The organism is Allobosea sp. NPDC055353 (genome assembly GCF_053644975.1).
Window position 1 is genome coordinate 298,461 of sequence record NZ_JBSHMC010000002.1, and the last position, 21,275, is coordinate 319,735.

The 21,275-nt window shown below is 66.5% G+C and carries 18 protein-coding genes and 1 tRNA gene; 8 read left to right on the top strand and 11 right to left on the bottom strand.

Features of this window, described 5'->3' with window-relative positions:
- Positions 1-53 precede the first annotated feature (53 nt).
- The 4 genes from ACWIEX_RS14740 to lysM form a co-directional block, all read right to left on the bottom strand.
- Complete coding sequence (locus tag ACWIEX_RS14740) at positions 54-2,363, bottom strand: xanthine dehydrogenase family protein molybdopterin-binding subunit (RefSeq protein ID WP_454033777.1); 2,310 nt, start codon at positions 2,361-2,363, stop codon at positions 54-56.
- A 247-nt stretch (positions 2,364-2,610) separates the two neighbouring features.
- Positions 2,611-3,570 carry a DUF3829 domain-containing protein gene (locus ACWIEX_RS14745; protein ID WP_454033778.1) on the bottom strand — a complete coding sequence of 320 codons (960 nt, stop codon included), beginning with the start codon at positions 3,568-3,570 and terminating at the stop codon, positions 2,611-2,613.
- Between the two features lie 52 nt (positions 3,571-3,622).
- A complete protein-coding gene (locus ACWIEX_RS14750; RefSeq protein ID WP_454033779.1) occupies positions 3,623-3,940 on the bottom strand; it encodes a rhodanese-like domain-containing protein in 318 nt (105 codons plus the stop codon).
- A 146-nt stretch (positions 3,941-4,086) separates the two neighbouring features.
- On the bottom strand, positions 4,087-4,527 hold the full coding sequence (gene lysM / locus ACWIEX_RS14755; RefSeq protein WP_454033780.1) for a peptidoglycan-binding protein LysM: 441 nt from the start codon (positions 4,525-4,527) through the stop codon (positions 4,087-4,089).
- 178 nt (positions 4,528-4,705) lie between these two features.
- Here lysM and ACWIEX_RS14760 point away from each other — a divergent pair, with 178 nt between their 5' ends.
- Together ACWIEX_RS14760 and ACWIEX_RS14765 are read left to right on the top strand one after the other, a co-directional pair.
- Positions 4,706-5,134 carry a GlcG/HbpS family heme-binding protein gene (locus ACWIEX_RS14760; protein WP_454033781.1) on the top strand — a complete coding sequence of 143 codons (429 nt, stop codon included), beginning with the start codon at positions 4,706-4,708 and terminating at the stop codon, positions 5,132-5,134.
- Positions 5,135-5,292: 158 nt separating this feature from the next.
- A complete protein-coding gene (locus ACWIEX_RS14765) occupies positions 5,293-6,354 on the top strand; it encodes an NAD(P)/FAD-dependent oxidoreductase (protein WP_454033782.1) in 1,062 nt (353 codons plus the stop codon).
- A gap of 221 nt (positions 6,355-6,575) precedes the next feature.
- Here the strand turns inward: ACWIEX_RS14765 and ACWIEX_RS14770 are convergent, their stop codons facing one another.
- Both ACWIEX_RS14770 and ACWIEX_RS14775 read right to left on the bottom strand, forming a co-directional pair.
- A complete protein-coding gene (locus tag ACWIEX_RS14770; RefSeq protein ID WP_454033783.1) occupies positions 6,576-9,071 on the bottom strand; it encodes a hypothetical protein in 2,496 nt (831 codons plus the stop codon).
- Positions 9,072-9,376: 305 nt separating this feature from the next.
- Positions 9,377-10,612 (bottom strand): urate hydroxylase PuuD, encoded by a 1,236-nt coding sequence (locus ACWIEX_RS14775; RefSeq protein ID WP_454033784.1) that lies wholly within the window; start codon positions 10,610-10,612, stop codon positions 9,377-9,379.
- 240 nt (positions 10,613-10,852) lie between these two features.
- On the opposite strand from ACWIEX_RS14775, the gene uraH reads away from it, so the two are divergent.
- From uraH to ACWIEX_RS14790, 3 genes are all read left to right on the top strand, one after another.
- Entirely contained in the window at positions 10,853-11,206 is a 354-nt protein-coding gene (gene uraH, locus ACWIEX_RS14780; protein WP_454033785.1) for a hydroxyisourate hydrolase, read from the top strand.
- A 6-nt stretch (positions 11,207-11,212) separates the two neighbouring features.
- Positions 11,213-12,637 carry an allantoinase PuuE gene (puuE, locus tag ACWIEX_RS14785; RefSeq protein ID WP_454033786.1) on the top strand — a complete coding sequence of 475 codons (1,425 nt, stop codon included), beginning with the start codon at positions 11,213-11,215 and terminating at the stop codon, positions 12,635-12,637.
- Between the two features lie 70 nt (positions 12,638-12,707).
- A complete protein-coding gene (locus ACWIEX_RS14790) occupies positions 12,708-12,866 on the top strand; it encodes a hypothetical protein (RefSeq protein WP_454033787.1) in 159 nt (52 codons plus the stop codon).
- Between the two features lie 6 nt (positions 12,867-12,872).
- Here the strand turns inward: ACWIEX_RS14790 and ACWIEX_RS14795 are convergent, their stop codons facing one another.
- Positions 12,873-14,330: an SNF2-related protein gene (locus ACWIEX_RS14795; protein ID WP_454033788.1), complete on the bottom strand. Its 1,458-nt coding sequence runs from the start codon at positions 14,328-14,330 to the stop codon at positions 12,873-12,875.
- A gap of 82 nt (positions 14,331-14,412) precedes the next feature.
- On the opposite strand from ACWIEX_RS14795, the gene ACWIEX_RS14800 reads away from it, so the two are divergent.
- Positions 14,413-15,801, top strand: a complete 1,389-nt coding sequence (locus ACWIEX_RS14800) for a M20 family metallopeptidase (RefSeq protein WP_454033789.1) — start codon at positions 14,413-14,415, stop codon at positions 15,799-15,801.
- Positions 15,802-15,807: 6 nt separating this feature from the next.
- On the opposite strand, the gene ACWIEX_RS14805 is transcribed toward ACWIEX_RS14800, so the two are convergent.
- The gene (locus ACWIEX_RS14805) at positions 15,808-16,065 is read right to left on the bottom strand and encodes a hypothetical protein (protein WP_454033790.1); all 258 of its coding nucleotides are present in this window, start codon (positions 16,063-16,065) and stop codon (positions 15,808-15,810) included.
- A gap of 225 nt (positions 16,066-16,290) precedes the next feature.
- Between ACWIEX_RS14805 and ACWIEX_RS14810 the strand changes: the two genes are divergently transcribed.
- On the top strand, positions 16,291-16,629 hold the full coding sequence (locus tag ACWIEX_RS14810; RefSeq protein WP_454033791.1) for an RcnB family protein: 339 nt from the start codon (positions 16,291-16,293) through the stop codon (positions 16,627-16,629).
- A 157-nt stretch (positions 16,630-16,786) separates the two neighbouring features.
- On the opposite strand, the gene ACWIEX_RS14815 is transcribed toward ACWIEX_RS14810, so the two are convergent.
- The 3 genes from ACWIEX_RS14815 to ACWIEX_RS14825 all read right to left on the bottom strand — a co-directional run bounded on the left by ACWIEX_RS14815 (position 16,787) and on the right by ACWIEX_RS14825 (position 20,190).
- Positions 16,787-16,862: transfer RNA gene (locus tag ACWIEX_RS14815), tRNA-Lys, on the bottom strand.
- Between the two features lie 139 nt (positions 16,863-17,001).
- Positions 17,002-18,279, bottom strand: coding sequence for a solute carrier family 23 protein (locus ACWIEX_RS14820; protein WP_454033792.1), 1,278 nt, complete (start codon positions 18,277-18,279; stop codon positions 17,002-17,004).
- A 333-nt stretch (positions 18,280-18,612) separates the two neighbouring features.
- On the bottom strand, positions 18,613-20,190 hold the full coding sequence (locus ACWIEX_RS14825) for a 2-isopropylmalate synthase (protein ID WP_454033793.1): 1,578 nt from the start codon (positions 20,188-20,190) through the stop codon (positions 18,613-18,615).
- Between the two features lie 413 nt (positions 20,191-20,603).
- On the opposite strand from ACWIEX_RS14825, the gene ACWIEX_RS14830 reads away from it, so the two are divergent.
- Complete coding sequence (locus tag ACWIEX_RS14830) at positions 20,604-21,245, top strand: YoaK family protein (protein WP_454033794.1); 642 nt, start codon at positions 20,604-20,606, stop codon at positions 21,243-21,245.
- The last annotated feature ends 30 nt before the right edge of the window (positions 21,246-21,275 follow it).

Genomic DNA, 21,275 nt, shown 5'->3' on the forward strand with positions numbered 1-21,275 from the left:
AGCCAGTCGCTTTTGCGTGAGCGGGCTTGCAACACCGCAAGCCCGCCCTTGCATCAAAGCCGATATCCGGCCTCCTTCAGCGCCGTGAACACCTTGAGCGGCGTCGCCGGCATATCCATCGCCTTGATGCCGGCCGCACGGTCGAGCGCATCGACCATCGCGTTCATCACCGCCGGGCAGGCGCCGATGGCACCGGCCTCGCCCGCGCCCTTCACGCCGATGGCGTTGGTCAGGCAGCGGACATTGCGCGTCTCGAAATGGAAGTTCGGGATGTCGATGGCGCGCGGCAGGGCATAGTCCATGAAGGTCGCGGTCAGCATCTGCCCGTCCGGGTCGAAGCGGATCTCCTCCATCAGCGCCTGGCCGATGCCCTGGGCCGAGCCGCCATGGACCTGGCCCTGCAGCATCAGCGGGTTCAGCGTCACGCCGAAATCATCGACCACGACATAGTTCAGGATCTCCGTCCCGCCCGTACCGGGATCGATCTCCAGCTCGCAGACATGCGTGCCGTTCGGATAGGTCGCCTCCGGCGGCTGCCAGCTCTGGTGCACCTTGAGCATGGCCGGCGTCGCGCCCGGCAGCGCCGCGATCGCGGCGAGGTCGAGCGACTTGTCGGTGCCGACAATGCGCACTGCGCCCTCAGTGATCTCGAGATCGCCGACCGCCGCCTCGAGCTTCTCCGAGGCGAGCTGCTTGAGATTGTCGGTCAGGATGCCCGTCGCCTTGTCGAGCGCGGCCCCTCCCACCGGAATCGAGCGTGAGCCGCCAGTGCCCGAGCCGGTCTCGACCCGGTCGGTGTCGCCCTGCACGACGCGGATGCGGTCCATCGGGATATCGAGATGCTGCGAGACGAGCTGCGAATAGGCGGTCTCATGCCCCTGCCCGTTCGACTGCGTCCCGATCAGCACGGTGACGGTGCCGTCCTTCTCCAGGATCACGGTCGAGCTTTCCGGCCCGCCGCCGCCGCAGGCCTCGATATAGCTGGCCATGCCGATGCCGCGGATCTTGCCGGCTTTGGCCGAGGCCTTCTGGCGGGCCTTGAAACCCTTCCAGTCGGCGACATCCATGGCGCGGCGCATATGGCCAGCGAAATCGCCGGAATCGTAGACCGGGCCGGTCTGCGTCTTGTGCGGCATTTCCGTCGGCTTGACGAAGTTCTGGGCGCGCACCGCCTCCGGCGCCTTGCCGGTCTCGCGTGCGATCGCGTCGACCAGCCGCTCGATCAGATAGGCGGCCTCGGGCCTACCCGCGCCGCGATAGGCATCGACCGGCGTCGTATGGGTCAGCACGCCCCGGAACACGACATGCACCGCCGGGATATTGTAGCAGCCCGGCGTCATCGTCGTGCCGACCCAGGGGATGAAGGGCCCATATTGCGAGAGCCAGGCGCCCATCTCGGCCGAGAGATCGACCTTGAGGCCGATGAACTTGCCCTTGGCGTCGAGCGCCATCGTCGCCGTCGCGAGATTGGCGCGGCCATGCGTGTCGGCGAGGAAATGCTCGTTGCGATCGGCAACCCAGCGCACCGGACGCTTCAGCTTCTCGGCCGCGATCATCGCCAGCGGATATTCGCGATAGAGGAAGATCTTGGTGCCGAAGCCGCCGCCGACATCCGGCGTCACCACGCGGATGCGCTTGGGATCGACCTTGAGCACATAGGTCGCGATCAGGTCGCGCATGCCGTGGCTACCCTGGCTCCCCAATGTCAGGGTCCAGCGCTTGTCGGCCTTGTCATATTCGGCGATGCAGGCGCGTGTCTCCATGTAGTTGGAGGCGAGCCGGTTGTTGACGACGGTGAGCGAAACGGTGCGCGCCGCCTTGGCGAAGGCCTTCTCGGTCCGCTCGCGGTCGCCCTGCTCGGCTTCGAAAGCGACATTGCCCTTGCGGTCGGGCCAGACCTGCGGCGCATCCGCTTCCAGCGCCTCGGCGATGCCGGTCACGGCCGGCAGCGGGTCCCAGTCGATCGCGATGGCCTCGGCCGCATCACGCGCCTGCGCCAGCGTCTCCGCAACGATGAAAGCGACGGCCTCGCCGACATGGCGCACCGTGTCGGTCGGCAGCACCGGAACGGGCAGGGATTCCGACATCTCGCCGGAGGTCGTCTTCACATGCCCCTTGCATGGCAGATCGCCATACCCCGAGACATCCGCACCGGTCAGGATGAGTTTGACGCCCTTCATCTTGCAGGCCGTCTCGACATCGGCGACGGCGAAGCGGGCATGGGCGTAAGGCGAGCGCAGCACGAAGGCGTGCAGGGCACCCTCGGCCGCGATGTCATCCGTATAGCGGCCGGCGCCGGTCGTCAGGCGCTGATCCTCAACCCGCCGCACCGGCTGGCCGAAACCGAATTTCATGGGACGCATGAGGCATATCCTCAGTTAGGTCTAAAGCGCATTCCGGTCAGGAGGACGCAGGTACCGTCATTGCGAGGAGCGAAGCGACGAAGCAATCCAGGGAGACGTAGAGCTCTGCCGCCTCTGGATTGCTTCGCTACGCTCGCAATGACGACCCCATCCAATCAAGAAATTATCTCATGAAAGACTGGAGCATAAAACGCGCCACGTCAGCCCCGGCGGACCACGCGCCGGGAATGCGCCGCGTGCATCGACCTCAGCGCGACATGCGGATGGCCGTCTCCGAGAGCGAGACCATGGTGTTGTAGTTGTTGACGATCCAGTTGGCGTCATTGGCCGCGCCGCGCCGGACATCGCCCTTGCTCTTGGCGAGCTTGTCGCTGAAATCGCGCAGCTTGCCGAGCCAGGAGCTCGCCTGGCTCTCGATGAAGGGCACGCCCTTGGGCTCCTTGTCCTTGAAAGCATCCATCTCGCGGACGGCGGCGGCATAGTCGGCAATCGCGGCATTGAAGGACTTGAGGTCGACGATCGGGCTCTCGTTGCTCGGCATCAGGTCCATCACGGCACGCGCATTGATCATGATGTTGCGCACCTGCCAGCGGGCCGACTTGCCCTCGCGCTGCTCGACCGAGGCGAGCTCGCGCTGGTCGAGCCCGCGCTTGTAGACGCGCATCAGCGCATCGACCTTGGCCCGCTCCTCGAGGAAGGTCTTCGCCGCCGGCACCATCAGCGCGTGCAGCTTCTGGCCCTCCGCGAGATTGTCGTCGCGATAGTCCTTGCGGTCATAATAGCGCTCGGCCCTGGTGATCAGCGGCGCCAGCTCCTGATAGGCCTTGATATAGCGGCCCATGGTCTCGTCGATCGCCGGCAGCTTCGGCTCGCGCGCCATCGCCTCCTCGGCCTTCTTGATCTCGCTGTTGACGTCGTAAAGGCTGTAGAGCCCGTAGGTGATGTAGCGCTCCTTGCCGGTCGGGCCCTTCTTCATGTCGACCCAGCTGTCATAGCGCTCCCAGGACTGGATCGCCCGCAGCGTGCGGTTCATCAGTCCGGTATAGGCGTTTGACTTGGTGATCGCGGCCTGGAGATCGTCATCGGCGGCCTTGCTGGCGCTGCCGGCGGGAACGGTCGCGGCGCTCTGTGCCCAGCCGGCTCCCGGAGCAGCCAGCAGCAATGCAGCGGCGTAGGCGGCGCTCAGGAAGAAAGCTCGGGTCAGCATGGTTTTATCCTTCGTCTACAGGCGGCGCAGGGCGCGGATCGGGCGTTGGGCCTCAATCCTGCGTCACCGGCTCGCCGTGCATCAGCCAGTCCTTGAAGCCGCCGGCATAATGGCTGTCGATGTCGAGCCCGGCCGACTGGGCGAATTCCAGCGCCCGCCGCGAGCGCACGCCCGCTGCGCAGGAGAGCACGATGCGCTTGCCCGGCTGGTTCGGCAGGTCGGCAGGATCGAATTGCGACAGCGGACGCGACACCGAGCCCGGAATATGTCCGGCGGCGAACTCATGCGGCTCGCGCACGTCGACCAGCAGGATCGAGCCGTCGCTAAGGCCCGCCTTCACGGCGTCGATATCGAGGTCGTTCACGATCATGGGCAGGCCACTCCAGCTCGGTCAGGCGAGCCGTTGAGATAGGTCGGCAACCAGGCAAGCGCCACCGTTCGGTCGCGCCTCAGGATGCCAGAAACGAAAAGCAGCCGCGTGCACGAGGCGCGCGGCTGCCCTGTCACGGAAAGCCCTCAGGCCTTCGGCGGAATGCGCAGGACCCAGCCCGGCTGGATCAGGTCGGGATTCTTGACCGGCGGCGTGTTGGCCTTGACGATCTCGGTGTATTTCGCGCCCTGGCCCTTGCCGTAATGCTCCTCGGCGATCTTCCAGAGCGTGTCGCCCTTCTTCACCGTGTAGAACACGGCGGCCGCGGCTTCCTTGGTCACGGCGAGGTCCGATTCGACCTGGGCCACGCCCGTGGTGTTGCCGAGCGCGAGAATGATCTTCTCGGCCTCTTCCGTCGAAACGGCCTTGCCGGAGACCTTCACCTTGTCGCCGTCGATCTGGATGTTGACGTCGGCAGGCAAGCCATGCCCGGCGAGTTCCTTCTGCAGATCGTCGGCGGTCGCCGCCTTGGCCGAGCCGCCGAAGATCTTGGCGCCGGCTTCCTTGATGAAACTGAACAGACCCATGAACAAACCTCCTCCTGTCGCAGCGCTATCAAGCCCTGTCGCGCCGTCCTATGCAAGTCGCTACGGAAAAGGTGTTTTGCTTGCCGGCTAGCACCGATTGCGCAAAGCGGGCCCGACCGGCCTTTCCCGCACGTCTCGCGGCTGGCAAGAACGTCGCTGACGAAACCGGAGTTCCCCCATGCTGACCCTCGCCCAGGCCCAGACGATCCTCCAGACCGCCCTCGCCCACGCCGAAGCCGCCGGCTTCAAGCCGCTCGCCATTGCCGTTCTCGACGCGCGCGGCGCGCAGAAGGCCTTCGCCGCGCAGGACGGCACCAGCCTGAAGCGCGGCGAGATCGCACTCGGCAAGGCGCATGGCGTGGTCGCGCTCGGCCTGGGTTCGCGCGCGCTCCACAAGATGGCGCTGGACCGGCCCTACTTCATCGAAGCGGCGACCCATGCCGTCGGCGGTTCGCTGGTGCCGGTGCCCGGCGGCGTGCTGGTCCGCTCGCCCGAGGGCGCGGTCCTTGGCGCGGTCGGCATCTCCGGCGACACCTCCGACAATGACGAGGCCGCCGCCTGCGCCGGCATCACTGCCGCCGGGCTCAAGGCCGATACGGGAGCCTGATTCCACTGCCGCGACCGGGGGAAGGAGAAGGCTTTTCCCCTCCCCCCGGTCGCTCCGCTGTTTCAGCATTTTGCACTTGCAAACCGGCCTTCGAAGCCTCATGTCCTGCGCGCGAGTTCGTTAAATCGGACAGCTTGGACCGGCTCGAAGGTAGGATCATGAGCGACGCGGCTGCCGCCAACGAAAACGAAGTCATCACCACCGACGTCGTCATCGTCGGCGCCGGCCCCTGCGGCCTTTTTGCCGTCTTCGAGCTCGGCCTGCTCGATATCCGCGCGCATCTCGTCGACATCCTGCCGAAGGTCGGCGGACAGTGCGCGGAACTCTATCCGGAGAAGCCGATCTACGACATTCCGGGATTCCCGATGGTCACCGGCCAGGCGCTGGTCGACAACCTGCTCGAGCAGATCAAGCCGTTCGGGCCGACCTTCCATCTCAACCAGATGATCGAGGCGGTCGAACCGACCGGCACGCCGGAGGCGCCGCGCTTCCGCGTCACCACCGATGCCGGCACCGTCTTCGACACCAGGAGCGTGATCATCGCCGCCGGCGGCGGCTCCTTCCAGCCGAAGAAGCCGCCGATCCCCGGCATCGAAGGCTATGAGAACGGCTCGGTCTTCTATGCCGTGCGCAAGATGGAGGCCTTCCGCGGCCGCAACATCCTGATCGTCGGCGGCGGCGATTCCGCCCTCGACTGGACGCTGAACCTCCAGCCGATCGCCAATCGCGTCACGCTGATGCATCGCCGCGACGATTTCCGCGCCGCGCCGCATTCGGTCGAGCAGATGCGCAGCCTCGTCGCCGAGGGCAAGATGGACATGAAGCTCGGCCAGGTCACGGGCTTGAAGGGCGAGAACGGCAAGCTCGAGGCGGTGGTCTGCCGCGGCACCGACAACGAGCCCTTCGACATCGCCTGCGATACGCTGCTGCCCTTCTTCGGGCTGACCATGAAGCTCGGCCCGATCGCCGACTGGGGCCTGAACCTCAACGAGAACCTCGTCCCGGTCGACACCGAGAAATTCGAGACCAGCGTGCCCGGCATCTTCGCCGTCGGCGACATCAACACCTATCCGGGCAAGCTCAAGCTCATCCTCTCGGGTTTCCACGAGGCTGCGCTCTGCGCCCAGAAGGTCCACCGCTACGTCTATCCGGAAAAGCGGCTGACCTTCCAGTACACGACCTCTTCCAGCAGCCTGCAGAAGAAGCTCGGCGTCGCCTGAGCGTTTCTAGGGGGAAGCGTGTCATCCCGTGCGCGCTGCAGCGTGAAACGCTGCTGCGCAGACACGGGACCGCGTCCCGCTTGGAACTCCCGTCCTCACAGCCTCCGCAAGGGCGCCTTTTTCCGGGGGACGGTCCCGTGTCTGCGCAGCGGCATTCCATGCCGCAGCGCGCACGGGATGACGCCCCGTCCTTGAACGCCGCGGCTCCCGCCGCAGCTTTTTCAATGCGCGATGGCGTCGCCGGGAATATGCGCGGCGGCCGTGCCGTTGCGCGCCGGCTGGCCATTGCCCGTGCCGAGGCCGAGCGAATTGCGCACGCTTTCGGACGGCCCTGCCAGCCTCGGAATCTCGCCCGGCGCGGTGACGATCTGCGGCTCGTCATGCCTTGGAGCGGGCGGCAGCATGTCATCCGGCTCCTGCGGTTCGATGCGCGCCTTGAGCTCGGCCAGCGCGCCCCAGAGCGGCTGGAAGCTGAAACGCACCTTGTGCGTGCCGGCCGGCACCTGCACGGCGCGGAACAGCACATTCGCCCGCAGGATCTCGCTCTCGACGCCGTCGACCTCGGCCTTCCACCAAGGATGCCAGATGTCGTTGAGCACGACGAAGCCGGCGACCGGCGTCGTGACCTCGATCTCGACCCGCGCATTGCGATAGCGCGTCAGCTTGACCTCGGCCTGGGTCGCGACCGGCCCCTCCGGCGTCACGACGGGTGGCTCTACATCGAGCAGGACGGCCTGCGTCGGGTCGGTCTCCGGCCAGCGGCCCGACAGCTTCATGCTCTCGAAATCGGCAAACTGCCAGCCGCCGACGAACTGCACGCGCGGCAGGGCCCGCGGGTTCTCGTAGACATAGCCCTGCTTCGTCCGGGCGATCAGGGTGAGATCGTTCTCGCCGAGGCTGTGGTCGACCTGCTCGATCGGAATCGGCGAGGCGATGTAGCGCAAGCCCAGCAGGTTCGCGAGGCGGCAGCGATAGGACGGGAAGAGCGGCGTGAACTTGCGGTCGGCTGGCCTGGCGATGCCGTCGCCCGTGCCGACAGCCTCCGAGAAATCCTCCAGCCGCAGCGGGTTGTAACCGAGCGTGTGGTCGAAGCCGTGGACCATGCCGGCATTCGGCCATTCGAAGCCCATGCCAAGCAATTCGACCCGGTCGCGGCGCGGGGAGCCCTCGGGCTGGGAGGTCAGGTGCTTCAGGAGTGCGATGGTGTCGTTCTTCGTGCCCGGCTCCAGCACATCGTAGAGCTGCGGCGCGAGCGCGGTCGATTCGTTGGGGCCATTGTTGACGCCGAGATCGGCGGCGACGACGCCGGTGACCAGGACCGCCGCGGCGGCAGTGCCGAGCGCGCCGCGCCAGCGCTGCAGGATGAAGAACGCTCCGCCCGCGACCGCAAACCAGCCGAGCGCCATTGCGACCGGCTTCCAGGCATCGGCCAGATGCCCCCAGCCGCGCGAGACCGCGAGCGCGAGCACGAGCGTGCCGAGCACCAGCCCCGCCCCGATCAGCATGTCGCGGCGGAACGAGGTTCCCGCCTCCGCCGTCAGGATGCGATGCAGCACATAGCCCGAAAGGATCGCCGCGATGCCACCGATCAGGAAGGTCGCGTCAGCCGGCCGGCGGAACTGCTTCACGCCCGGAAGGTATTCGTAGGCGAGATGGAACAGCGGCGTGTAGCGCCCGAGCGCGAACAGCACCATGAAGGCCAGCATCAGCGTCAGCGGGCGAACCGACTTGTCCCAGAGCCAGCCGCGCGTCAGGCCGGGCGCCAGCAGCAGCAGCAGCGGCAGCGCGCCGAAATAGACCTGCGCCATGTTCTGGGAGAGATAGAGCACCTGCGGATTGCCGTACGGCCCCCAGAATTCGACGGCCGGGTCCTTGGCGCCGAACAGATCTCCGATGAAGGCGGACAGCAGCGACACCGGATGCAGCGAGCCGCGGCCCGCGAACGCGAAATCGATCTCGGGCCGCGTCGTCGCCTCGGCGAAGAGCCAGGTCCAGATCAGCGGCATGGCGATGACGGCGAGGCCGACCACGCTCGCCGCCGTAATCGGCAGCAGGCTCGCCTTGAAGGCCGCCCAGCCGCCGGAGACCCAATGCGCCACCACCATGGCGATCAGCACATAGCAGGCGAGCAGCGCGACCTGGTCCGGCTCCAGCACCATCATGCCGGCGGCGAGGCCGGCGAAGACACCGGACAGGACGGATGAACGCTGCAGCATCCGCGCCGTCAGCCAGAAGGCGATGGCGAAGAAGGCATAGCTCGCGATCTGCCCGACATGCTGGACGCGCCAGGCCGCCGAGGCACCGAAGGCGAAGACCAGCGCCGCCATCAGGCCGCCGGCCGCATGCCAGCCGCGATCGCGGAAGAACAGGATGAGCGCGAGCCCACCGGCGAGCAGATGCGCCAGCACATAGGCATCGACCTCGCGGAAGCTCGGCGCAGGCGAGATCAGCGCGAGCAGGATCGCAGGCGAGAAGATCAGCGATTGCGGATCGGCAATCTGCGGCGAGCCGGCAAAGACGTTGTGATTCCAGAACGGAGACTGCCCGGTATGGATCGCGTTGGCGAGGAACTGCACCTGCGCCTGGAAATGCGCCTTGGCGTCGAACGGAATCGTCACCGCCCCCGAAAGCCAGGGCCAGCACAGGATGCCCCATGCCACGACGAAACCGATGGCCGCCAGCAGGTAGCCGGCGCCCCTTGCATCAACGCGTCTCAAACTGGACCCCCACGGTCCTCGGCACGAACGGCCCCGTTCTGGGAACCTGTCTCCAGCCCTGTCAGTGGCCGGACCATGACGCCGCGTACCTGAACCGAATCTGAACGCGATCACGCATCCGTGAGCGGGGATGCCGACAGGCTGAAGAAAGCGGAAATGGGATGTACGAAGGACGGGGTTACGGCGCCCCGAAGCACATCTCCGTCATGGTCGGGCTTGTGCCGACCATCCACGTCTTCCTTGTTCAAAGGATGCATTCGAGGCGTGGATGCTCGCCACAAGGGCGAGCATGACGGCGCAACGCCTCAGCGCGCGGCAGCGAACCAGCCCGCCAATGCCTTCCGCTCGGCCGGGGTCATCCCGGAGAGGTTGTTCGGCGGCATCGCATGGGTCATCACGGCTTGGGTCCGAATGGCGCGAGCATGCATGGCGATCTGCTCGGGCTCGTGGAGCATCACGCCCTTGGGCGCGATCTGGATGCCGGGCCAGGACGGCTCCGGCGCATGGCACATGGCGCAGCGCCCGGTGACGATGTTCGAGACCTCGACCGGCGGCAGTGTCATGCCCGCCAGCAGGACGGGCTTCGCCGCCTCGCCAGCCTTCAGGCCAAGCTGCTCGCGCCCGCCGGGCGAGGACGACATCGCCACCCAGAAGGCGAGCCAGAGCGCCAGGATCGCCACCGCCCAGCACCACCAGGGCGATTTCGCGTGGTCGGAGTGCCGGACATTGAAGAAATGCCGGATCAGTGCCCCGGCCACGATCACCAGCGCCACCAGCAGCGGGATCACGCTCGAATTGGCATAGGTCACCGGGTAGTGGTTCGACAACATCAGGAACAGCACCGGCAGGGTGATGTAGTTGTTATGCGTCGAGCGCTGCTTGGCGGCCTTGCCGTATTTCGGATCGGGCATCTCTCCAGCGACGAGCGACGCGATGACCTTCCGCTGGCCCGGCATGATGTTGAAGAAGACATTGGCGGTCATGATCGTCGCCATCAGCGCGCCGGTATGGATCAGCGCGCCGCGTCCGGAAAATACGTTGGCGAAGGCCCAGCTCGCGGCGACGACGTAGCCGAAGCCGACAAGGCCCAGCCACGCGTCATGCTTTCCGAGCGGCGACTTGCATAGCAGGTCGTAGATCAGCCAACCGATCACCAGCGCCGCGATGCCGATGGCGCCGGCCGCCAAGGGCGAAAGCTGCATCACCGCCGGATCGATCAGATAGAGTTCCGACTGCGCATAATAGACCCAGACCAGCAGGAAGAAGCCGGAGATCCAGGTCCAGTAGCTCTGCCATTTGTGCCAGGTCAGCTCGGCCGGCATCACGGCCGGCGCGACCATGTATTTCCGCATCTCGTAGAAGCCGCCGCCATGCACCTGCCAGGCGCGGCCGCCGGTGCCGGGCGGAATGTCCTCGGCCGGTTTCAGCGAGGCATCGAGATGGATGAAGAAGAAGGAGGCTCCGATCCAGGCGATCGCCGTGATGACATGGAGCCAACGCAGCATCATGCCGCCCCATTCCATCAGATAAGCTGCAAGCATGGCGCTGCGCTCCGCGAGGGCTGATGATCGTCCCGAATCCGGAAGATGCGGCTTCGAAGGCAGAAACTAACCTGCTTTCGCCGTCTCTGAAATCGTCCCGGCGCCGGCCTTCCGGGAAGATGACCTTGGCGAAAATGCTGATATCGATTTTCGCGCCGGTCGCTTTACAGTCGCGAAGGTCCGTGGCCACGCCGGAATCGGCGCCCGCCGGATATCGACGCCTTCAGGAGAAGCCGGCGCATGGGACATCTCTCGACGCATGTGCTGGACACGGTCAACGGTCGCCCGGGCGTCGGCATCGCCGTGGCGCTGGACCGGATCAGTGCCGACGGCACGCGCGAGCGGCTGGCCGAGGCCGTGACCAATGCCGATGGCCGCACCGATTCAGCCCTGCTCTCGGGAACGCTGGTGCCTGGCACCTATGAACTGACCTTCGCGATCGGCGCCTATTTCCGCGGCCTCGGCACCGCCTTGCCGCAGCCCGCCTTCCTCGATCTCGTTCCCGTCCGCTTCGGCATCGCCGAGCCCGAGGGGCGCTATCACGTCCCGCTCCTGGCCTCGCCCTGGAGCTATTCCACCTATCGCGGCAGCTAGACCATCATGAGCCAGACCACCTATCCGCGCGACATGAAGGGTTATGGCCGCGCGGCGCCCCATCCGCATTGGCCGGGCGAGGCGCGCATCGCCGTCCAGTTCGTGATCAATTACGAGGAAGGCGGCGAGAACTGCATCCTCCATGGCGATGCCGCCTCCGAGGCCTTCCTCTCCGAGATCGTCGGCGCCGCGCCCTGGCCGGGCCAGCGCCACATGAACATGGAGTCGACCTACGAATACGGCTCCCGCGCCGGCTACTGGCGGCTCTGGCGGATGTTCACGCAGCGCAACATGCCGGTGACCGTCTTCGCCGTTGCCAGCGCGCTCGCCCGCTATCCCGAGATCGTCGGCTCGATGCAGGAGGCCGGCTGGGAGATCGCCACCCACGGCCTGAAATGGATCGACTATCGCGACGTGGCCAAGGAGCGCGAGCGCGCCGATATCCTGGAGGCCATCCGCATCCAGACCGAACTCACCGGCGAGCGCCCGCTTGGCTGCTATCAGGGCCGCAGCTCCGAGAACACCATTCCCCTGACGATGGAGGAAGGCGGCTTTCTCTACACGGCCGACGTCTATGCTGACGAGCTGCCCTATTGGCTGAGCGGGCCGAAGGGGCCGCAGCTCGCCGTGCCCTATACGCTCGACGCCAACGACATGCGCTTCGCCACCCCGCAGGGCTTCAACACCGGCGAACAGTTCTTCACCTATCTCAAGGACTCGTTCGACACGCTCTATGCCGAGGGCGAGACCGCGCCGAAGATGATGTCGATCGGCCTGCATTGCCGCCTCGTCGGTCGGCCGGGCCGCGCCGCCGCGCTCGCCCGCTTCCTCGACTATGTGCAGTGCCATGATCGGGTCTGGGTCGCGACCCGGCTCGACATCGCCCGCCACTGGGTCAGGACGCAGCCGCCTCAGGGCGGCTATGTCCCCTCGAAGCTGCCGAAGGCGCTGTTCACCGAGGTCTTCGGCCGTGTCTGGGAGCATTCGCCCTGGGTCGCCGACGCGGCCTACGATGCCGGAATCGGCGCGAGTAACGACGCGGCGGAAAGCCTACACGCGGCGATGGTCTCAAGCGTGCGCAAGGGCTCGCCCGAGCAGCAGAAATCCCTGCTCGCCGCCCATCCCGACCTTGCCGGCAAGCTCGCGGCGGCGGGCGAACTCACGCCGGAATCGACGCAGGAACAGGCCGGCGCCGGGCTCGACCGCCTGACCAGCGACGAGCGTGTCCGCTTCACCGCGTTGAACGAGGCCTACAAGGCCCGCTTCGGCATCCCGTTCATCATGGCGGTGAAGGGCGCGACCAAGCCCCAGATCCTCGCCGCCTTCGACGCGCGGTTGAAGAACACGCCGGAGCAGGAAGTCACGACAGCGCTCGCCGAGGTCGAGAAGATCGCGCTGTTCCGGCTGAAGGAACTGCTGCCAGCGGGCTGAGGCACGGCCAAACCGGAACCCTCCTTCGATCGCGGCGTTGATGCGTCGCTATCGAGGAGGGTTTTCGTTCGTGTTCCGCCTGCTTCTGATCATTATCGTGCTGGTCATCGGCTATGACGCGGTCGTCCATCAGGGCGCCTATACGCGCGACGCCTGGAACAGCATTGTGCGGCTGACCGGCTCGTCGGTCGAGGGCGCCAAGGAACTCGGCGAGCGCGCGCGGAACTGAGGCGCCTTACGCGGCCGCCTTGCCCTCGACGATACCCGCGATCGCCTCCAGCATCCGCGTGTCGTCGCCGGCCAGCCCTTCCATCGCCGCCATGCGCTGGATCACCGTGCCGGCGATCGCCTCCTCCACCGTATCCTCGGCATAGGCATAGAAGATCGTCGCGTGCTGGCCGTCGCGATGGCAGCGGCCCTCGATCTGCTGGAGCTGGATCGCGCTGTGGCGCATGTCGTGGATGACCAGCGCCCGCTCGCGCTCGCCGCCCGGCATCTCGCCACGATGCAATGAGATCGACTCGGTCACGGTGAAGATCACCGCGTCGAGCTGCCCCGTCTGGAAGGCGATGCGGGTCTCCTCGTTCTGCGCGCCCGAGCGTTCGCCATTGATCTCGGCCGTGCGCCAGCCCCGCCCCCTGAGCGTCTCGGCGAGCATCGCACTGGTCTCGAGAAAGGCGACGGAGATCGCGACCTGCTCGTCATTGCCCAAGAGGTCCTCGCAGAAATCCGCTGTGCCGGGGATGCGCAGCAGGCTCGCCTTCTGGCGGAAGCGCAGATCAGCGGCCCAGCCCTGCGGCTTGCGCGTCGAGCCGCCAGCCAGCCCCAACTCCTTGCGGAACTCGCGCCAGGTCGCGTCATAAAGCTTGCGCGCAGCCGTATCGAGCGCGACCGGCGCCAGTTCCCGCTGCACCTCCGGCCAGCCGGCGATCTCCTCCGGCCGGCGGCGCAGGCCGATGGCATTCGCGCCGCGATAGAGCAGATCGGCCATCACCTTGCGGTCGGCCTCGTTCGGCTCCCAGCTCCAGTTCTTCCAGCGGCCCTTGGCGCGGCCGATCTTCAATCGCTTCATCAGCACGCGATACCCGTCGAGATCGGCGGTCGGCATTCCGGCGGCCTTGGCCAGCAACCCCGCGAGATAGGACAGTTCATGCGGCGACTGCCCGGCGGTCGCGCTCATGAAGATCGTGAAATCGGCGGCTTCCGCCATCTGCCGGCAGACCAGTCCCTGCTGCGAGTTGGGATTGCGGATGCGATGCGCCTCGTCGATCACGACGAGCGGCCAGGCGCGCTTCGGCCGGCCATGCTTGGCGATCTCGTTATTCTTCGCCCGCGTCGAGCGCTTCTTGCTGTCGGCGACGGGCGCAAGCAGCGACTTGGTCTTCTCGAAATTCATCAGCGTCACGCGCTTCGCCGGCAGGCCCGACAGCGCCATGGTCCGCCGCCATTGCGGGATCGCGCCTTTCGGGCAGATCACCAGCACCTCCTGCTCCGGCATCGCCGAAAGCGCGAGCCAGGCCGAGAGCGTCTTGCCGAGGCCGGTGAGGTCGCCCAGCAGGAAGCCGGCCGCGCCCTTGGCCCGCGCCGCCAGGATGGCGTCGCGAGCGACGAGCTGGTGCGGATGCGGGATCATGGTCATGCGGTCGGAGGAGCCCTGTCGGTCGGCGCGGCGCCCGCCCTGCCCGGCAGGCATGGCGCGCCCGGCTCTCTTGGCACTGGCGTTCGCTTCCGTCCACCGGCACTGTGCCGGCACCTATTGGGGAGACCACAAGACCATGACCCGCGCGCAGGCGATCGCGAAAGCTCAGGACTATTTCGATTCAGGCCGGATGAAGACCGATCTCGGCCGGCTCGTCGCGATCCCCACCGAAAGCCAGAATCCCGACCGTGCCCCGGTGCTGGGCGAATATCTTGACAAGGAAATGCAGCCCCTGCTCGAATCCCTCGGCTTCACCTGCCGCGTCCTGACCCATGCCAAAGCGCGCGGCCCCTTCCTCTATGCCGAGCGCATCGAGGACCCCGCCCTGCCGACCATCATCGGCTACGGCCATGGCGACGTCATCCGCGGCCTAGACGCCCAGTGGAGCGAAGGCCTCTCGCCGTGGAAGCTCGTCGAGCGTGACGGCCGTTGGTACGGCCGCGGCGTCGTCGACAACAAGGGCCAGCACCTCATCAACATCAACGGCCTGCGCGCCGTGCTGGAGACGCGCGGCAAGCTCGGCTTCAACGCCAAATACCTGATCGAGATGGGCGAGGAATCCGGCTCGCCGGGCCTGCGCGAACTCTGCGAGGACGAGGCGGAACTGCTCAAGGCCGATATCCTGATCGCCTCGGATGGGCCGCGCCTCAATGCCGAGCGCCCCACCGTCTTTCTGGGCGCCCGCGGCGTCATCACCTTCGACCTGCAGATCACCGCGCGCGACGGCGGCCATCATTCCGGCAACTGGGGCGGCATCCTCTCCGATCCGGCGATCCAGCTCGCCCATGCCATCGCCTCGATCACCTCGCCCACCGGCCAGATTCGCATCCATGAATGGGTGCCGAAAGAGCTGCCCGACGGCGTGCGCCGCGCGCTCGCCGATTGCGAGATCGACGGCGGCCCGGGCGGCCCGGCCATCGACCCGAACTGGGGCGAGCCCGGCCTCTCCCCGGCCGAGCAGGTCTTCGGCTGGTGCTCCTTCGACGTGCTGGCGATGAAGTCGGGCGTCCCGGAAACGCCGGTCAATGCCGTGCCGCCGAGCGCCTGGGCGCGCGTCGCCCTGCGCTTCGTCGTCGGCATCGACCCGCGCGACGTCGCCCCGGCCTTGCGCCGCCATCTCGACCGCCACGGCTTCGACATGGTCGAGATCGTCATGCCCGGCACCGAGCGCTTCGGCGCGACGCGGCTTGATCCCGACGATGCCTGGGTCCGCTTCACCATCGCGTCGATCGCCGAGAGCACCGGCAAGAAGCCGGCCCTGCTGCCCAATCTCGGCGGCTCGCTGCCGAACGACATCTTCGCCGAGATCCTGAAGCTACGCACGATCTGGGTGCCGCATTCCTATCCGGGCTGCTCGCAGCACGCCCCGGACGAGCACCTGCCGGCCGCCATCGCCCGTGAAGGCCTGACCGCCATGGCCGGGCTCTACTGGGATATCGGCTCGGGCAACGCCCCGAAGGTCTGAGCGCGACTATTCCTGCGGCTGGCGCGGATTGCGACCGGGAGGCAGATCAATCGGCGTCGCCGGGGGAGCCTCCGGCGGTGCATTTGGCGGCAATTCGGGCGGCGGCTCGGTGGGAATGCCCTGCGGCTCCTCGTCCGGCGGCGATTCGACCGGCGGAGCCGGCGGAACCTCGCCCGGCGTCAGCGGCGGCGCCTCCGGCGGCGGATCGGGGATGGCCGGCGTATTGCCAGGCGCGGCGGTGAGGCCGTGATCGACTTGCATCATGCGAACCTGTCCTTTCGGTCAGGAACGCCCGAGCCGCCGAAAGGCTCCCTCCCACTCCGAAAAACGCTACTCCGTCAGAGCAACGCCAAGCGCAAGCAAGCAACGATCAAAATTGAAAAACTCATTACAGCTTACAGGAACATTACAGAGAATTAATCTAACTATTCATCTCCCGTTTAATGACGATGCTTCACGATAACTCCACCGAGAACAGGAGATATCGCCATGAAGAAAATTATCGCCTCTGCAATCGCGGGCGCTTTTCTACTCGGAGCAACCGCCCCCAGCTTCGCTCAGTCTTACCGGGCACAGCATCACGGCCCCGCTCGTCACGGCCCGGTCCATGTCGAGAAGCACGTGACGAAGAAGGTCATCATCCGCAAGGATCGTTGGGCGCGCGGGCATGCCCTGCCCCGGCAGTACCGGCAGAGCTATGTGCGGGACTATCACCGCTACCATCTGCGTGCGCCAGGCCGCGGCCAGCGCTGGGTCAGGGTCGATAATCAGTTCATCCTGATCAACAGCATCACGGGCATGATCGCAGCCCTCGCCGCGGCCCGCTGAGCCCGGCACGATGCGGAGCGGGCGGTTGCGCCCCACGCGCAGCCGCTCGCGACGCCGTGCGACTTTACGACATGAAAAAGGGCGCGATGTTCGCGCCCTGTTCCGGCGACCGAACCCGGCCACCGCATCTAACTATCTGATTTTAAAAGAAAGATCGTGGTGGGTGATGTAGGGCTCGAACCTACGACCCGCTGATTAAGAGTCAGCTGCTCTACCAACTGAGCTAATCACCCATACGCCACGAAGCGCCGCCGGTCAGCGGCGTCAGCCGCGTCAGGCAGGGGGCGTGTAGCAAAGGCCCCGCCCCCTGTCCACCCATCTGTGACAGATTTTTCATAGGCGGCCGAAATGGCCCGGCCGCGCTGTGGATTGTCAGGCCGTACGGCGGTTCAGCAGGTGATAGAGCACGATCGCACCGAAGGTCGCGGTGCCGATTCCGCCGAGCTCGTAGCCGAAGATCGGCAGCTTCAGGTCGCCGGCACCGAGGATCAGCGCGGTCGCGACCGTGATCAGGTTCTTCGGCTCGGAGAAGTCGACCTTGTTCTCGACCCAGATCCGGCCGGCCGTCGCCGCGATCAGGCCGAAGACCACGACCGCGAGACCGCCCAGCACCGCGACGGGGATCGTGCCGATCACCGCGCCGAATTTCGGAGAGAAGCCGAGCAGGAGCGCGATGATGCCGGCCGCGACGAAGACCAGCGTCGAGTAAACCCGCGTCACCGCCATCACGCCCATGTTCTCGGCATAGGTGGTGACGCCCGTGCCGCCGCCCGAGCCGGCGATCATGGTGCCGAGACCGTCGGCGAAGAAGCCGCGACCGATCAGGCGGTCGAAATTGCGCCCGGTCATCACCGAGATACCCTTGATATGGCCGAGATTCTCGGCGACCAGGATGATCGCGACCGGCACGATCAGCGTGATCGCCTTCATCTCGAAGACCGGCGCCACGAATTGCGGCAGGCCGAACCAGGCGGCAGCGCCGATCTTGCCGAAATCGATCACCGGCGCACCGAAGCTCGACGCCGTCAGCGCGTAGAGGATGTAGGCGGCAAGCCCGCCGATCAGGATCGGAAGGCGCTGCGGCAGCCCGCGCGCATAGACCGCGACCAGTGCGACCGCGACGACCGTGAACAGCGCGATCCATTTGGTATAGGGGCTGGCCGAGATCATGCTGATCGCGACCGAGGTCAGGTTGAGGCCGATCGCGGCCACGACAGCGCCGGTCACGACCGGCGGCAGCAATTTCTCGATCCAGGCCGTGCCGACGCCCTGGACGATCAGGCCGATCACCGCATAGACCGCGCCGCAGGCGATGATGCCGCCGAGCGCGACCGCGATATTCGGGTTGGGGCCCGAGCCGGCATAGCCTGTCGCCGCGATGACGACGCCGATGAAGGCGAAGGAGGAGCCGAGATAGCTCGGCAACTGCCCCCGCGTAATCACGAAGAACAGCAGCGTCGCGATGCCCGAAAAGAAGATCGCGACGTTCGGGTCAAAGCCCATCAGCACCGGCGCCAGCACTGTCGAACCGAACATGGCGACGACATGCTGCAGGCCGGCCACGACCGTCTGGCCGGTCGGCAGCCGCTCGTCCGGCATCACGGCGCCGGAGGTTTTCAGTGTCCAGTTCGGAAAATAGCCCATCGGCATCGCGCTCCCCAGGGTCGCCGGGGGAGCGACCGCACCGGACGTGCAGATGAGAGCAAAACGCGAGCCGGCGCCAGATCGCGCCGGCGTCATCCACCGGAATCGAAGGGGGCGCGTGGCGTACGCGGCCAACGCTGTCATCCCGTGCGCGCTGCGGCATGCAATGCCGCGGCGCAGACACGGGACCGTTCTCCGGAAGAGACTGCCTGACGGAGAGCTTGAAGAAAGGACGCCTTACTGGTCACGCGGTCCCGTGTCTGCGCAGCAGCGTTTCACGCTGCAGCGCGCACGGGATGACACCCTTTCCCCAAGGACGCCCTCCAGTCGCCCCCTCGCCTACTCCGCCGCCTGCGCGTGCAGGCGCCCGCCCCGCGCGATCAGCTTGTTGAGCGCAGCGAGATAGGCCTTGGCCGAGGCGACCAGCGTATCGGGATCGGCGCCACGGCCGGTGACCGACGAGCCGTCCCGCGACAGCCGAACGGAAACCTCCGCCTGCGCGTCGGTGCCCTCGGTCACGGCATGGACGTCGTAGAGCTCCATCGTCACCTCATGCGGCACGATCGCCTTGATCGCATTGAAGATCGCGTCGATCGGGCCATTGCCCTCGACCTCCTCGGTGACGTGCTTGCCCTCGACATCGAGCTTCATGGTGGCGCGCTGCGGGCCGCGCGTGCCGGCGATCACGGTCAGCGATTCCAGCTTGATGCGGTCATGGGCGGTGGCGATGTTCTCGTCGACCAGCGCCTCGATATCCTCGTCGTAGACATGCTTCTTGCGATCGGCCAGCGCCTTGAAGCGGGTGAAGGCGTCCTCGAGCTGGTTGTCGCCCAGGTCGTAGCCCATCTCCTTCAGCTTCGAGCGGAAGGCGGCGCGGCCCGAATGCTTGCCCATTACCAGCGAGGTCTTGGTCACGCCGACCGATTCCGGCGTCATGATCTCGTAGGTGGTGTTGTTCTTCAGCATGCCGTCCTGGTGGATGCCGCTCTCGTGGGCGAAGGCGTTCCGGCCGACGATCGCCTTGTTGTACTGCACCGGGAAGGAGCAGGCGGTCGAGACCGCCTTGGAGACGCGCATCAACTGCGTCGCGTCGATGCCGGTGTCGTAGGGCATCGCGTCGCCGCGCACACGCAGCGCCATCACGATCTCCTCCAGCGCCGCATTGCCGGCGCGCTCGCCGATGCCATTGATCGTGCACTCGACCTGCCGGACGCCGCCCTCGATCCCCGCCAGCGAATTCGCGACGGCGAGGCCCAGGTCGTTATGGCAATGCGCCGAGAAGATCGCCTTGTCGGCGTTCGGCACGCGCTCGCGTACGGCCTTGAACATAGCGCGGTACTCGTCCGGCGTGGCATAGCCGACCGTGTCAGGCAGGTTGATCGTGGTCGCGCCCGCCCTGATAGCGGCCTCGACCGTGCGGCAGAGATAGTCGATCGGCGTGCGGGTGGCGTCCATCGCCGACCACTCGACGTCCTCGACCAGATTGCGCGCCTGGGTCACCGTCGCGGTGATGATCTCCAGCACCTGCTCCTGCGTCTTGCGCATCTGGTGTTCCAGATGGATCGGCGAGGTCGAGACGAAGGTGTGGATGCGCGGCTTGACCGCATGGCGCACAGCCTCGCCGGCCCGGGCGATATCGGCGCTGATCGCGCGGGCGAGACCGGCGACGGTCGCGCGCTTCAGGCGGCGCGCAATCTCGGACACCGCCTCGAAATCGCCGTCGGAGGCGATCGGGAAGCCGGCCTCGATGATGTCGACGCCCATGGCGTCCAGCATCTCGGCGATCTCCAGCTTCTCCTCGAAGGTCATGGTGGCGCCGGGGCACTGCTCGCCGTCGCGCAAGGTGGTGTCGAAGATCAGGACGCGGTCCTTGTCCGAGGGCTTCTGGACGGAGCCGGACTGGGTCGGATTGGTCATGGTTCTGCTTCCGGGTGTCGGCGCGCCGCGGAATTCTGGGAAAGGCGGGCGCTGGGTTTTCTGTCGGCGGTTCTCGTCACTCCCCTGAGCGCCCAGGCAGCATGCCCGGCCGGCCCTCAGGGGCAGCTAAGGAGAAGAAGGCCAAGAAGCGAGAACGGAGCGCGAGCGCGCATGCCGACGACCTGCGCAGCGGCGCAGTCCTTCGTCTGGTCATGGCGGGCGGTCGAAACCACGGGCGTTCCTCACATCGACAGGACAGGATGTAACCGAAGCACAGGGTCCAGCGCAAGCATATGTCGCATGCCGATTTGAATTAAGAACAGACGGCTCCTGTGAATTAGGATGGCGCAGCGCGATTCGGCCGGCGGTCGCGGGATACTGGCAGCCGGCGTGGAATAGCGGAGCACCGCACCATGATGCGCTATGACCGGCCTGTTATCGGGCTTGCCTTCTGCCTGTCGGGCCTCGCGGGTTTCGTCGATGCGCTCGGCTTCCTCAGCCTCGGCGGGTTCTTCGTCTCCTTCATGAGCGGCAACACCACCCGCTTCGCCATCGAGCTCGCCGGCCGCCATGCCGGCGGCATCGCGCTCGCGGCCATGACCCTTGGGCTCTTCGTGCTCGGCGTGGTCGGCGGCTCGCTTGCCGGGCATTTTGCCGGGCGCCAGCGCAAGGCGGCGGTTCTGGCCTTCGTCACGCTCGCCTTGCTGCTCTCGGCCGGTCTCGATTCCATCGGGCTCGGCATGGCCGGCGCCGGTGTCCTGGCCATGGCGATGGGCGCGGAGAACGGCGTTTTCCAGCGCGACGGCGAGGTCACGATCGGCCTGACCTATATGACCGGCACGCTGGTGAAGATGGGGCAGCGCATCGCCGGCGCCCTGCTCAGCGGGCCGAAGCTCGCCTTCCTGCGCCACCTCGTTCTCTGGCTCGGTCTGCTCAGCGGCGCCATCGCCGGCGCTGTCGCCCATGGCCGCATCGGGCTCGATGCGGTCTGGCTGGCAGCAGGCGCCGCCGCCCTCTTCACGATCGTGGCGCTCTTCATGCCCGAGCCCGATTGACCGCGGCTTTGCCGGACCCGCGGAATCGGG

Bases quoted from the DNA above. Each gene is read 5' to 3' on its own strand.
- ACWIEX_RS14825 (WP_454033793.1), bottom strand. From the start codon at position 20,190: ATGACCAATCCGACCCAGTCCGGCTCCGTCCAGAAGCCCTCGGACAAG.
- ACWIEX_RS14800 (WP_454033789.1), top strand. From the start codon at position 14,413: ATGACCCGCGCGCAGGCGATCGCGAAAGCTCAGGACTATTTCGATTCA.
- ACWIEX_RS14765 (WP_454033782.1), top strand. From the start codon at position 5,293: ATGAGCGACGCGGCTGCCGCCAACGAAAACGAAGTCATCACCACCGAC.
- uraH (WP_454033785.1), top strand. From the start codon at position 10,853: ATGGGACATCTCTCGACGCATGTGCTGGACACGGTCAACGGTCGCCCG.
- ACWIEX_RS14830 (WP_454033794.1), top strand. From the start codon at position 20,604: ATGATGCGCTATGACCGGCCTGTTATCGGGCTTGCCTTCTGCCTGTCG.
- ACWIEX_RS14795 (WP_454033788.1), bottom strand. From the start codon at position 14,330: ATGCCTGCCGGGCAGGGCGGGCGCCGCGCCGACCGACAGGGCTCCTCC.
- ACWIEX_RS14805 (WP_454033790.1), bottom strand. From the start codon at position 16,065: ATGATGCAAGTCGATCACGGCCTCACCGCCGCGCCTGGCAATACGCCG.
- ACWIEX_RS14820 (WP_454033792.1), bottom strand. From the start codon at position 18,279: ATGCCGATGGGCTATTTTCCGAACTGGACACTGAAAACCTCCGGCGCC.
- ACWIEX_RS14745 (WP_454033778.1), bottom strand. From the start codon at position 3,570: ATGCTGACCCGAGCTTTCTTCCTGAGCGCCGCCTACGCCGCTGCATTG.
- puuE (WP_454033786.1), top strand. From the start codon at position 11,213: ATGAGCCAGACCACCTATCCGCGCGACATGAAGGGTTATGGCCGCGCG.
- ACWIEX_RS14775 (WP_454033784.1), bottom strand. From the start codon at position 10,612: ATGCTTGCAGCTTATCTGATGGAATGGGGCGGCATGATGCTGCGTTGG.
- ACWIEX_RS14810 (WP_454033791.1), top strand. From the start codon at position 16,291: ATGAAGAAAATTATCGCCTCTGCAATCGCGGGCGCTTTTCTACTCGGA.
- lysM (WP_454033780.1), bottom strand. From the start codon at position 4,527: ATGGGTCTGTTCAGTTTCATCAAGGAAGCCGGCGCCAAGATCTTCGGC.
- ACWIEX_RS14750 (WP_454033779.1), bottom strand. From the start codon at position 3,940: ATGATCGTGAACGACCTCGATATCGACGCCGTGAAGGCGGGCCTTAGC.
- ACWIEX_RS14760 (WP_454033781.1), top strand. From the start codon at position 4,706: ATGCTGACCCTCGCCCAGGCCCAGACGATCCTCCAGACCGCCCTCGCC.
- ACWIEX_RS14740 (WP_454033777.1), bottom strand. From the start codon at position 2,363: ATGCGTCCCATGAAATTCGGTTTCGGCCAGCCGGTGCGGCGGGTTGAG.